The 12,515-nt window shown below is 71.1% G+C and carries 10 protein-coding genes and 1 riboswitch; of the genes, 1 reads left to right on the top strand and 9 read right to left on the bottom strand.

Features of this window, described 5'->3' with window-relative positions; all coding sequences use genetic code 11:
- Positions 1-3: 3 nt before the first annotated feature.
- Positions 4-196, bottom strand: a riboswitch (cyclic di-AMP (ydaO/yuaA leader).
- 268 nt (positions 197-464) lie between these two features.
- Positions 465-2,537, bottom strand: a complete 2,073-nt coding sequence (locus ACIP4Y_RS07430) for an alpha-galactosidase (protein WP_401389028.1) — start codon at positions 2,535-2,537, stop codon at positions 465-467.
- Between the two features lie 171 nt (positions 2,538-2,708).
- On the opposite strand from ACIP4Y_RS07430, the gene ACIP4Y_RS07435 reads away from it, so the two are divergent.
- Positions 2,709-3,506 carry a tyrosine-protein phosphatase gene (locus tag ACIP4Y_RS07435; protein ID WP_358638569.1) on the top strand — a complete coding sequence of 266 codons (798 nt, stop codon included), beginning with the start codon at positions 2,709-2,711 and terminating at the stop codon, positions 3,504-3,506.
- Positions 3,507-3,521: 15 nt separating this feature from the next.
- Here the strand turns inward: ACIP4Y_RS07435 and ACIP4Y_RS07440 are convergent, their stop codons facing one another.
- The 8 genes from ACIP4Y_RS07440 to shc form a co-directional block, all read right to left on the bottom strand.
- A complete protein-coding gene (locus ACIP4Y_RS07440; protein ID WP_358638567.1) occupies positions 3,522-3,644 on the bottom strand; it encodes a DUF6126 family protein in 123 nt (40 codons plus the stop codon).
- Positions 3,641-4,270, bottom strand: coding sequence for an XRE family transcriptional regulator (locus ACIP4Y_RS07445; protein ID WP_358638565.1), 630 nt, complete (start codon positions 4,268-4,270; stop codon positions 3,641-3,643). Before ACIP4Y_RS07445 ends, ACIP4Y_RS07440 begins: the two co-directional genes overlap by 4 nt.
- Before the next feature lie 92 nt (positions 4,271-4,362).
- Entirely contained in the window at positions 4,363-5,748 is a 1,386-nt protein-coding gene (locus ACIP4Y_RS07450) for an aspartate aminotransferase family protein (RefSeq protein ID WP_401389033.1), read from the bottom strand.
- Positions 5,745-7,643 carry a 1-deoxy-D-xylulose-5-phosphate synthase gene (gene dxs / locus ACIP4Y_RS07455; RefSeq protein WP_401389036.1) on the bottom strand — a complete coding sequence of 633 codons (1,899 nt, stop codon included), beginning with the start codon at positions 7,641-7,643 and terminating at the stop codon, positions 5,745-5,747. Before dxs ends, ACIP4Y_RS07450 begins: the two co-directional genes overlap by 4 nt.
- A gap of 31 nt (positions 7,644-7,674) precedes the next feature.
- Positions 7,675-8,808 (bottom strand): flavodoxin-dependent (E)-4-hydroxy-3-methylbut-2-enyl-diphosphate synthase, encoded by a 1,134-nt coding sequence (ispG, locus tag ACIP4Y_RS07460; protein ID WP_401389039.1) that lies wholly within the window; start codon positions 8,806-8,808, stop codon positions 7,675-7,677.
- A gap of 4 nt (positions 8,809-8,812) precedes the next feature.
- Positions 8,813-9,835, bottom strand: coding sequence for an adenosyl-hopene transferase HpnH (gene hpnH / locus ACIP4Y_RS07465; protein ID WP_358638557.1), 1,023 nt, complete (start codon positions 9,833-9,835; stop codon positions 8,813-8,815).
- A 5-nt stretch (positions 9,836-9,840) separates the two neighbouring features.
- Positions 9,841-10,482, bottom strand: coding sequence for a 1-hydroxy-2-methyl-2-butenyl 4-diphosphate reductase (locus ACIP4Y_RS07470; protein ID WP_401389042.1), 642 nt, complete (start codon positions 10,480-10,482; stop codon positions 9,841-9,843).
- 1 nt (position 10,483) lies between these two features.
- Positions 10,484-12,508: a squalene--hopene cyclase gene (gene shc, locus ACIP4Y_RS07475; protein ID WP_401389045.1), complete on the bottom strand. Its 2,025-nt coding sequence runs from the start codon at positions 12,506-12,508 to the stop codon at positions 10,484-10,486.
- Positions 12,509-12,515 lie beyond the last annotated feature (7 nt).

Consider the following 12,515-nt stretch of genomic DNA (forward strand, 5'->3'; position numbering starts at 1 on the left):
AGCTGTTCCTCTCCGGCGCCTGCGAGGTCAGCTGTCGGGTTCGGGCTGGAGCTGCCCGGCCGTGCGCACACGGCTGCACCCCTAGCCTGTCGCGGAGACCGGGACAGGCAGTCGTACCTGGTGGGTCCCCCGCTCCTGCCGACACGGGTCATGTGTGGGGAGTCCGGACGGCGGCAGGATTCGGCGTTCCGTCCGGTTGGGTGGCGAACGTAAGCGAGCGGGACGTACGACACAAGCAACCGATTCCGGTTGTTCGTGTTCCGGGTGGTCGGATGCGGGGACGCACGGTCACCCACGGTGCATCCCCGCCCCTTCGCCCCCTCAATTTCCCCTGCACACCCGGGCATTACGTGGACATGACGCGCGACGCTCGGTCACGGATATGACGCTGCTCACGCACACCATTCCTAGGCCCCTTCATTTCACACCGAGTTGGAATGAAGGGGTCAATTCGGACAGAAGGCTCAGATGCGGTGCAGCCGGATAACCGTCGCGTCCAGGTCACCCTTCAGTCCGGTGTGCAGCCCGTGGTGCCGCAGTACGGCACCTCGGTGCACTTCGCCCGTTTCACGGCATTCGTACGAGGCTGTCGGGTCGAGCCCGCGCAACCGCACCGCCGGGGCCGGTTCGCCGTGGCTCTGCGCCTGGAGCCAGGCGAGGACGACCGTCTCCTCGCCCCGGAGGTACTGCACGGCGCTCAGACCGCCCGCCGGGGGCCGCAGCCGGTACAGCTCGCCGTGCTGCACGACCGGGCGGATCTCCTTGTACAGCTCCACCCACCGCCGGGCCTCTGCCAGCTCCTGAGCGCTCCACTCCGTCAGGTCTCCGCCCACCCCGAGCACGCCCGCCATGGCGCTGACGAACCGGAACCGCAGTGAGCTGACCCGCCCGTTGAGCTGGGTGTTGGGGCTGTCGGTGACCCAGGCCGCCATCACGCGCGCGGGGTGGATCTGGGTGAAGCCGTGCTGGATGGCGAGCCGGTCCAGCGGGTCGGTGTTGTCGGAGGTCCACACCTGGTCGGTGCGGCCGAGCACGCCGAGGTCGATCCGGCCGCCGCCGCCCGAGCAGGACTCGAAGGCGACACCCGGATGGGCCGCCCGCAGCCGGTCCAGAAGGGCGTACAGGGCGCGGACGTGGTCCACCCACAGGCGCTGCGGGTACGGCTCCCCGGGCCAGCCGGCGTCGGTGAAGCAGCGGTTGAAGTCCCACTTCACATAATCGATCGGGGCGCTGGACAGCAGGGTGTCCAGCCGCTCCCAGAGGTACTCCTGGACGTCCTCGCGCGCGAGGTTGAGAACGAGCTGGTTGCGCAGTTCCGTCCGCTTTCGTCCCGGCTGGTACTGCACCCAGTCGGGGTGGGCGCGGTACAGGTCGCTGTCGGGGTTGACCATCTCGGGCTCGACCCAGATGCCGAACTGCATGCCCAGGCCGTGCACCTGGTCGGCGAGGGGCTTCAGGCCGTGCGGGAACCGGTCGGGGTTGGGCGTCCAGTCGCCGAGGCCGGCGCGGTCGCTGGTGCGGGCGCCGAACCAGCCGTCGTCGACGACGAACAGCTCGATCCCGATCTCGGCGGCCCGGCGGGCGAGCGCGAGCTGCTGCTCCTCGGAGATGTCGAAGAAGGTGGCCTCCCAGGAGTTGAACAGCACGGGCCGGTCCCGGTCGGCGTCCGGGATGACGTAGGCGCGCTGGTAGGCGTGCCAGGCGCGGCTCGCGCCGCCGAAGCCGCCGTCGCTCCACAGGCCCGCGAAGACCGGGGTGGTGTACGACTCCCCGGGCGCGAGGAGCAGCAGGCCCGAGTCGTCGTAGCCGGCGCCGCCGGTGATCTGCACGCGCGCGTCGGGGAGTTGGGCGACGGCGATGCGCCAGGAGCCGGACCAGCCGAGCGCGCAGCCGTAGACCTCGCCGCGCTCCTCGGTGGCGTCGGTGTCGAGGGCGACCCAGGGCAGGTGCTGGTGGCCGGTGTGGCCGCGGCGGCTGCCGATGACCTTCTCGCCGTAGCCGAGGGGGGCGGCGGTGAGCCGGGACTCGGCGGCCCAGCGGCCGTGCAGCAGGGACAGCCGCCAGCCCTCGCGGTCGGGCAGCGTCCAGGTGGCCGCGTCGGCCCGCAGCAGCTCCACGCGCGCGTGGCCGCCGTTCACCACGGTCACCCAGCGCTCGACCACGTCGTCGCGCATCCGGTAGTGCAGCGTGATCCCCACGCCGTCGTCGTCGAAGCGCAGCCGCAGCTCGGCGCCCTCCGTGTCGTACGACACGAAGCGCCACTCGGTACCGCGCCGCTCCTCGGTGCGGACGGACAGCGCGGGGCGGACGAAGCGGGGTCCGCCCTCGACGGGGTACTCCTCGCGGCCGTCCAGCGGGGACTCGAAGGGCCAGTAGCCGGGCAGCGGGCGCACCGCGAGTGCCTCGGCGTCGGCGAGGGCGATCCGCGGCCCCCAGTGCAGGTGCAGCAGCTCGTCCGCGTCGGTGAGATGCAGGGCGTAGCTGCTGTTGGGGCCGGACAGCAGCCAGGTACGACCGTTTTCGGCGATGTCCACCATCGAGACCTCACAAGTGCCAACAGATCCGCGCAAGTGCCAACATCATCGGGTGCGCGCACCCCTCTGGCAATGCCTGTGGACAACTCATTGCCCGAGGAAATCGATGCCGTATGGTCGACAGAGCGCCCGCCGACGAGCCGCGACGGCGGCGACCGACCGGGAGGAGCCCCCGTGACGCAGCAGGTCCCGTCGACCGAGCCGGAGCTGGCCGGAGTGCGCAATTTCCGTGATGTGGGCGGACTGCCGACCGTGGACGGACGGCGGGTGCGTCACGGAGTGCTCTTCCGCAGCGGCCACCTCGCGCACGCGACGCAGGAGGACGCGGCCTTCCTCGCCTCCCTGGGCCTGCACACGGTCTTCGACTTCCGCAACACGGCCGACCAGAAGCTGGAGGGCCCCGACGTCGAGCTGCCCGGCGTGCGGAACGTGAACCTGCCGCTGAGCGACCCGGCGGACGGCGCCGAGTTCTGGAAGATGGTCCGCGAGGGCGACCTCGACCAGCTGCGCGCGATCCTGGACGACGGCAAGGGTGCGGCCCGCATGATCGCCTCCTACCGGAAGATCGTCGTCGAGCGCACCGCCGAGCACTCCCGCGTGCTGCACGCGCTCGCCGACGACAGCGTGCCCGCGCTGATGCACTGTGCGGCCGGCAAGGACCGCGCGGGCATCTCGATCGCGGTGACGCTGCTCGCCCTGGGGGTCGAGCGGGACGCGATCGTCGCCGACTACCTGGAGTCGGGCGCCGAGCACCGGCGCTACAAGGTCCGCCGCAGCGGCAGCGCGGACACCGCGTACACCCCCGAGGTGATGGAGCTGCTCGACCCGCTCTTCGACGCCCGTGCCGAGTACCTGGAGGCGGCCTTCGCGAGCATCGAGGAGACCTGGGGCGACGTGGAGACGTACCTCGCGCAGGGTCTGGGCCTGTCGGCCGAGTCCCGCGACCGGCTGCGCGAGCGCCTGCTGGACTGACCCCGGGTACCGGTGTCAGCTCTTGCCGCCCACCGCGAACAGCAGGTAGAGGAACGCCGCCAGGACGTGCCCGAGGGCGATGTAGATGATCAGCCGGACCCACAGGGAACGGGGGAACTTGGTTTCGTAGTTGCTCATGGCAGCTCTCCGGTCGGCGGGCCCAGGCACAGCGTGGCCGTGGGGCTCTGCAGCAGGGTGTGGACGAACAGCAGCTCCACGCCGTCGTGGTCCTCGGCGGCGAGGCGGTGCGGGGTGAGCGAGTCGAAGTGCGCGCTGTCGCCGGGTCCGAGCAGGTGCCCGGTGTCGCCGAGCCGCAGCCGCAGCCGCCCGGTGAGGACGTAGAGCCACTCCTCACCGGGGTGGACGCGCACGATGTCGCCCTGCGAGCCGTACGGCACCCGCACCCGCAGGGCCTGCATGCCGCGGCCGGGCGCGCCGGCCTGGACGTAGGTCCAGCCGCCCGCCCGGGTCGGCTCCATGTCGGCGGCCCGCACGATCGCGTCCCGGTCGGCGACCGTCTCGCCGAGCAGCTCGGAGACGGTCGTACCGTAGATACGGGCGAGCGCGAGGAGCATCGGCAGCGACGGCTGGCGGTGTCCGGTCTCGAGCCGGGACAGATGGGCCGGCGAGAGGCCGGCGGCGCGGGCCGCGGCCTCCAGCGTGAGACCGGCACGCCGGCGCAGGGCGCGCAGCTGCGGCGCGACGGCGGGCAGGCCGTCGTCCGGAGCCGGGCCCGCCGCCGGCGCGGCGTCTGAGGCGTTCATGCCTCCATTGAGCCCCAGTATTGCCCCTTGGGCAATTTCCTTGCCTCACAGGCAAAAGGGCCGCAGGACAGGAGCGCCCGCCGGCGCTGCCGTCAGCGGTTGGCCACCGCCTGCTTGATCAATGTCTTGCCGAAGTCCCACATCAGGCCGCCGCCGCTGTGCGCGTCGTCCATGACCGCGGTGAAGGCGTCCACGAACCGCTCCACGTCCGCCTCGTCGATGACCAGCGGCGGGATCAGCTTGATCACCTCCAGGTGGTCGCCGGAGACCTGGGTGAGGATCCGGTGCTTCTGCAGCAGCGGTACGACGACCATCTGCGCGAACAGGCCCTTGCGGGCCGCCTGCAGCATGGTCCAGCGGCTGCGCAGCTTCAGCGAGGACGGCTTGCCGAACTCGATCCCGATCATCAGGCCCCGGCCGCGGACGTCGGCGAGCAGCTCGTAGGTGTCGATCAGCGCGGTGAGCCGGGACTTCAGCAGCTCGCCCGTCCGGCGCACGCCGGCGACGATCTGCTCGTTCTCCATGACCGACAGCACGGCGAGCCCGCACGCCATCGCCTGGGCGTTGGAGCCGAAGCTCGCCGAGTGCACCAGCACCCGGTCCATGGACGAGTAGACCTTCTTGAAGATCCACTCCTTGCCGAGGGTCGCGCCGACGGGCACATAGCCGCCGGACAGGGCCTTGGCCACGCACACCAGGTCCGGTTCGACGCCGTCCTCGTGCTGGTAGGCGTAGAAGTCGCCGGTGCGGCCGAGACCGGTCTGCACCTCGTCGGCGATGAGCAGCGCCTTGTGCCGGTGCAGCAGTTCCTGTGCGGCCCGCAGATAGCCGGGCGGTGCCTCGTGCACGCCCTTGCCCTGGATCGGCTCCACGATCAGCGCGGCGACGTCGCCCTTCTTCAGCTCCCGGGCGAGCGCGTCGAGATCGCCGAGCGGTACGGCGGTGTCGGGCAGCAGCGGGGCGAACCCGTCGCGGAAGCCGCGCTCTCCGTTGACCGACAGGGAGCCGGTGGTCAGGCCGTGGAAGGCGTGGTCGCAGTAGAGGACGCGGGGCCTGCCGGTGGCGTACCGGGCGAACTTCAGGGCCGTCTCGACCGCCTCGGTGCCGCTGTTGCCGAAGAACACCCGGTCCAGGTGCGGGCTGTGGGCCAGCAGCCGCTCGGCGAGCAGGCCGGGCAGCGGCTGGCAGTCGAAGCGGGTGAGGTCGGCCAGGTCCAGGTCCAGGACGTCGTGCAGCGCCTTGCGGACGACCGGGTGGTGGCGGCCCAGGCCCATCACCCCGAACCCGGCGAGCATGTCCAGGTAGTCGTTGCCCTCCGCGTCGAAGAAGTGGGCGCCCTCGGCGCGCTCGTAGACCTTGTCGAAGCCAATGGTGTGCAGCATGCGCGGGAGCTGCGGGTTGAGGTGCTTCGCGTGCAGCTCGTAGCGTTCGGCTCCGCGCTCGGCGAGCAGGGCGCCGAGGTCGAACTCGGTGGTCATTCACTCTCCTTGACGGTGCCGCCCGCGTCCTTGACGGCCAGACTCCCACTGATCCGCCCGGCGATCTCCACCGGCGTGAGGCCGATGTCGGCCAGCACCTCGCTGCGTTTGGCGTGCGCGAGGAACTGCTCCGGGATCCCGAACCGCCGTACCGGCACGTCCACGTCGGCGTCCCCCAGGGCCAGCGCCACGGCCGAGCCGACGCCCGCGGACCGGCTGTTGTCCTCGACCACGGCGACCAGGCGGTGCTCGGCCGCGAGGCCCGGCAGCGCCGGGTCGACGGGCTTGACCCAGCGCGGGTCCACCACCGTGCAGCCGATGCCGCGGGCCTGCAGCAGCTCGGCGGCCTGGAGGCACACGGAGGCCATCACACCCACGGCGACCAGCAGCACCTCGGGGCGTCCGGCGCGGTGCAGCACGTCCATGCCGCCGACCCGGTCGAGCGCCGGGACGCTCGGGCCGACGGACTCCTTCGGAAAGCGGACCAGGGTGGGCGCGTCGTCCACGGCGACCGCCTCGCGCAGCTGGGCGCGCAGCTGGTCGGCGTCGCGCGGGGCGGCGATCCTCAGGCCCGGGACGACCTGGAGGACGGACATGTCCCACATGCCGTTGTGCGAGGGTCCGTCGGTGCCGGTCACGCCGGCCCGGTCCAGGACGAAGGTGACCCCGCAGCGGTGCAGGGCGACGTCCATCAGCAGCTGGTCGAAGGCCCGGTTGAGGAAGGTGGCGTAGACGGCGACGACCGGGTGCAGCCCGCCGGTGGCGAGGCCGGCCGCGGAGACGGCCGCGTGCTGCTCGGCGATGCCCACGTCCCACACCCGGTCCGGGAAGCGTTCGGCGAACCTGCCGAGGCCCACCGGATGCAGCATGGCCGCCGTGATCGCCACGACGTCCTCGCGCTCCTCACCGATCCGTACGATCTCCTCGCCGAACACCGAGGTCCAGGAGGGCCCGCTGGACGGGGCGAGCGGCTCGCAGGTCAGCGGGTCCATCACGCCGACCGAGTGGAAGTGGTCCTCCTCGTGCGCGAGGGCGGGCTCGTAGCCGCGGCCCTTCTCGGTGAGGCAGTGCACCAGGACGGGGCCGTGGAAGCGTTTCGCGCGGCGCAGCGCGGACTCGACGGCCTGGATGTCGTGGCCGTCGATCGGGCCGAGGTACTTCAGGCCCAGGTCCTCGAACATGCCCTGCGGGGCGAAGGCGTCCTTGAAGCCCTTCTTCGCGCCGTGCAGGGACTCGTAGAGGGTGGTGCCGACGACCGGGGTGCGCTGGAGCACCTCCTTGCCCCAGGCCAGGACCTTCTCGTAGCCGTCGGTGGTGCGCAGGGTGGCCAGGTGGTTGGCGAGGCCGCCGATGGTCGGCGCGTAGGACCGCTCGTTGTCGTTGACGACGATGATCAGCGGCCGGTCCCTGGCCGCGGCGATGTTGTTGAGCGCTTCCCAGGCCATGCCGCCGGTCAGCGCGCCGTCACCGATGACCGCGACCACATGGCCCTTCTCCCCCAGCACCTGGTGGGCCTTGGCGAGGCCGTCGGCCCAGCCGAGCGCGGTGGAGGCGTGGCTGTTCTCGATGACGTCGTGCTCGGACTCCTCGCGCGAGGGGTAGCCGGACAGTCCGCCCTTGCCGCGCAGCTTCGAGAAGTCCTGGCGGCCGGTCAGCAGCTTGTGCACGTAGCTCTGGTGGCCGGTGTCCCACAGGATCCGGTCGACCGGTGACTCGAAGACCCGGTGCAGGGCGACGGTCAGTTCCACCACGCCCAGGTTGGGCCCGAGGTGGCCGCCGGTTCTCGACACCGCGTGCACCAGGAACTCACGTATCTCCTCGGACAGCTCACCGAGTTCCGCCTCGGACAGCGCCTTCAGGTCGCGTGGTCCCCGGATGTTCTCCAGAATGGTCACGCTCGGGCCCCCTCTCGGTCCGTGCCTTGCCTCAACTCACTTGGTCTGCGGGGCTCGTCCGCTCGGCGAGCTTCATGGCCTCCTCGATGAGGGTCTCCACGATCTTCGACTCGGGAACGGTCCTGACGACCTCGCCCTTGACGAAGATCTGCCCCTTGCCGTTGCCCGAGGCAACCCCGAGGTCGGCCTCCCGGGCCTCCCCCGGACCGTTGACCACGCATCCCATCACCGCGACCCTGAGCGGCACTTCCATGCCGTCCAGGCCCGCGGTGACCTCCTCGGCGAGCTTGTACACGTCCACCTGGGCCCGGCCGCAGGACGGACAGGAGACGATCTCCAGCCGCCGCTGCCTGAGCCCCAGGGCCTCCAGGATCTGGATGCCGACCTTGACCTCCTCGGCGGGCGGTGCGCTCAGGGACACCCGGATCGTGTCCCCGATGCCGCGCGAGAGCAGGGCGCCGAAGGCGACGGCCGACTTGATCGTGCCCTGGAAGGCGGGACCGGCCTCCGTGACCCCCAGGTGCAGGGGGTAGTCGCAGCTCTCGGCGAGCTGCCGGTAGGCCTCGATCATCACGACCGGGTCGTTGTGCTTGACCGAGATCTTGAGGTCCCGGAAGTCGTGCTCCTCGAACAGCGACGCCTCCCACAGGGCGGACTCGACCAGCGCCTCCGGGGTGGCCCTGCCGTACTTCCGGAGCAGCCGCCGGTCCAGGGAGCCGGCGTTGACGCCGATCCGGACCGGCGTGCCGTGGTCCCTGGCGGCCCGCGCGATCTCCTTCACCTGGTCGTCGAACTTCTTGATGTTGCCGGGGTTCACCCGGACCGCGGCGCAGCCGGCCTCGATGGCCGCGAACACGTACTTCGGCTGGAAGTGGATGTCCGCGATCACCGGGATCTGCGACGTGCGGGCGATGGCAGCGAGGGCGTCCGCGTCGTCCTGCGTGGGGCAGGCGACCCGGACGATCTGACAGCCTGACGCGGTGAGTTCGGCGATCTGCCGCAAGGTGGCGCCGATGTCGGACGTGCGGGTCGTCGTCATCGACTGCACCGACACCGGGGCGCCGCCCCCGACCGCCACCGGCCCGACCTGGATCCGCCGCGACGGGCGCCGCGGCGCGACCGGACGGGCCGGCACCTCGGGAACGCCCAAGGGGACGGCGGTCATCGCGTCACTCCCGGTTTCCGGAGACGGTCTCGCGCATCGCCCGCAGCGACTCCTTCAGGGAGCCCATGGTGGCGAGGACGGCGGTGGGCTCGTAGCCGCAGTGCGCCATGCAGTTGGCGCAGCGCGGGTCCTTGCCGCGGCCGTACTTGTCCCAGTCGGTCTCCTCGATGAGTTCGCGGTACGTCGGCACGTACCCGTCGCTCATCAGGTAGCAGGGGCGCTGCCAGCCGAAGAGCGAGTAGTTCGGGATCGCCCACGCGGTGCACGGGAAGTCGACCTTGCCTTCCAGGAAGTCCAGGAAGAGCGGGGAGTGGTTGAGCCGCCACTTCTTGCGGTTGCCGCCCGCGAAGGCCTTCTTGAACAGCTCGCGGGTCTGCTCGACGCCGAGGAAGTGCTCCTGGTCGGGGGCCTTCTCGTAGGCGTAGGCGGGCGAGATCATCATCTCGTCGACCTTGAGGTCGTCGTTGAGGAAGTTGAGCACCTCGATGATGGTCTGCGGGGTGTCGGTGTTGAAGAAGGTGGAGTTGGTGGTGACCCGGAAGCCGCGCCGCTTGGCCTCCTTGATGGCCTCCACCGCCTCGTCGAACACGCCTTCCTTCGCAACGGACTCGTCGTGCCGCTCACGCAGTCCGTCGATGTGCACGGCGAAGGCGAAGTAGGGCGAGGGCGTGAACTTGTCCATCTTCTTGCGCAGCAGCATCGCGTTGGTGCACAGGAAGACGTATTTCCGCTTCGCCACCAACTGCCGGACGATCTCGTCGATCTGAGGGTGCATCAGCGGCTCGCCGCCGGCGATGGAGACCATCGGCGCACCGGACTCCAGCACCGCGCCCACCGCCTGGGCGACCGGCATGCGCTGCTTGAGCACACCGGCCGGGTGCTGGATCTTGCCGCAGCCCTCGCACTTCAGATTGCAGGCGAACAGCGGTTCCAGCTCGACAATGAGCGGAAACTTGTCCCGCCTGCGGAGCTTCTGTTCAGCCAGGTACGTAGCGACCTTGATGGACTGGCGCAACGGCATGGCCATCTGGCTCACCTCCGGGGGAGCAGCAAAGAACGGTGCCATTCGAAAAATGCAGGAAGGATGGAACGGAGAACGCGGAAGGCGGATATTCCGCCGCGCACGGTGCCGATCCGGACGAGTTCGTGTTCGGGAGCGTCCACGACCACCCGGACGGCCGCGACCGGGCGTTCGCCCGTGCGGACGGCGGCCAGCATCGTGGCCGCCGACTCCATGTCGACCGCGATCGCGCCGGTGGCGAGCAGATCGGACCGCTCGGGTCCCCGGACGACGTGGTCGGAGCCGGTGAGCGGGCCGGTGTGGACCGTGCGTCCGGGCAGCAGGCGCACGAGTTCCTCGACCAGCAGTTCGGTGCCCACGCACGGGACGGTCCCGCGCGGGTCCCGGGTCTCCTCGGCGACGACCAGGTCGCCGGGGTGCATGCCGGGGGCGAGCCCGGCACAGAAGCCGGTGGCCAGGACGGCCGTGTCGGCCGCCGCCGGGCCGGCCAGGTGCCGGGTGACGGAGCGTTCCGCCGCACGGGGCCCCATGCCCGTGCGGACGAAGGTCACCGGCCCGCCGGCACCGCCGTGGTCGCCGGTGCGCAGGGCGAGGTGCTCGATGCCGAGCGCGCAGGCGATCAGCAGCGGGGCCGGGGCGGGCTGGTGGCTCACCTCAGCTCACCTTGGTCCCGGACACGGGCTTCCTGGCGAGCAGGTTGCGCTCGAAGGGGTCGCCGTGCAGGTACCGGCCGAGCGCGGTGAGCGGGAACACCTGCCGGTACAGGTGGTAGTTGATGGAGAAGTCCCAGGGGAAGCCGGTGCCGGTGAAGTACGGCTCGTCCCAGGTGCCGTCCTCCCGCTGGGTCTCGGCCAGCCACTGGACGCCGCGCTCGACGGCCTTGGACTCCTTCTCCCCCGCCGCGAGCAGCGCCATCAGCGCCCACGCGGTCTGCGAGGCGGTGGACGCGCCCCGGCCGCTCCACTCCTTGGCGTACTTGTAGGAGCGCAGGTCCTCGCCCCAGCCGCCGTCGTCGTTCTGGACGCTCTCCAGCCAGGCCACGGCCCGCCGGATCGCCGGATGCGAGCCGGGCAGACCGGCTGCCGTCAGGGCGGGCACCACGGACCCGGTGCCGTAGATGTAGTTGACGCCCCAGCGGCCGAACCACGAACCGTCCGGCTCCTGTTCGGCGAGCAGCCAGTCGATGCCGCGCCGGGTGCGCGGGTCGTGCGCCAGGCCCTCGGCGGCGAGCATCTCCACGACGTGCGCGGTGACGTCCGCGGACGGCGGGTCGATGACCTCGCCGAAGTCGCAGAACGGCAGCCGGTTGGGGAACGGGCTGGTGTTGTCGACGTCGAAGGCGCCCCAGGCGCCGTTCTTCGACTGCATGCCGAGGTTCCAGCGCACCGCCCGCCCGATGGCCTTGTCCACGCGCTCCGGGTCGTGGTGGCGGACCCGGCGCAGCGCGAGCGCGACCTCGGCGGTGTCGTCGATGTCGGGGTAGTTGTCGTTGTGGAACTCGAACGCCCAGCCGCCCGGCGGGAGCTGCGGGCGCCGTACGGCCCAGTCGCCGGGCCGGACGATCTCCTCGCCGAGCATCCAGTCGGCCGCCTTGACCAGTTGCGGATGGTCGACGGGGAGCCCGGCGTCGACCAGGGCGATGGTGGCCAGGCAGGTGTCCCAGACCGGGGACTGGCAGGCCTCGATCATCCGGGCGCCGTCCTCGCGCCAGACGGCGAAACGGTCCAGCGAGGCGAGGCCCTCGCGCAGCACCGGGTGCTGCAGGTCGTAGCCGAGCAGGTGCAGGGCGATGACCGAGTACACGGCCGGGGGCTGGATGCCGCCCCAGCAGCCGTCGTTCTCCTGGCGTTCGATGATCCAGCGGGCCGCCGAGTTCATCGCGGCCCTGCGGAGTCTGCGCACGGCGACCTTGCGGTAGCCGCGGACCACCTTGTCGAGCCGCTGGAAGACACCGTCCCAGCCGGCCACGGGGGCGAGCGGCTGCGGCGGGTTCGGGTTGGCCGGGTCGGTGTGCAGTTCGTCCAGGGCGAAGGGGGCCGGGCGGACCGGGCGCTTGGCGGAGACGATGGTGAGCGGCACGATGGTCTGCCGTGCCCAGCACCCGAAGTTGTAGATGTTGAGCGGGAACCAGGTGGGGAAGTAAATCAGCTCCGGGGGGAGTTCGGGCAGGTCCTCCCACTTCCACCAGCCGAACAGGGCGAGCCAGATCCGGGTGAAGACCCGGGCGGCCGCGATGCCCCCGCGCTCGCGGATCCAGGCGGAGGCCTTCGCCATGTGCGGGGCGTCGGGCGCGTCGCCGGCCAGGCGCAGGGCGACGTACGCCTCGACGGTGGTGGACAGTTCGCCGGGCCCGCCGTAGAAGGTGGCCCAGGTGCCGTCCTCGCGCTGCTCGCCGCGGATGAACTTCGCAGCGGCCTGCGCGGTCTCCTCCTCGAGGATGCCCAGGAACTGACGGAGCAGCAGGTCCTCGGCGTCCATGGTGACGTTGGTCTCCAGGTCGCCCTTCCACCAGCCCTGGGCGTCCTGCGTGGCGAGCAGGAAGTCGGTGGCGCGGCGGGCGGCGCGGGCGGCGGCTTCTTGTACCCCGGCCGTCTCGGGGGTGGTGAGGGTGGTGTCGCTGGCCGCGGCAGCTCGGGACGGCAAGGTCGCCCCGGTGCTTCCGTCGGTCGTCGCTGTCATGGCTTCC

Origin of the sequence: Streptomyces sp. NPDC088810 (assembly GCF_044750305.1) — a bacterium.
Lineage (GTDB): Bacteria > Actinomycetota > Actinomycetes > Streptomycetales > Streptomycetaceae > Streptomyces.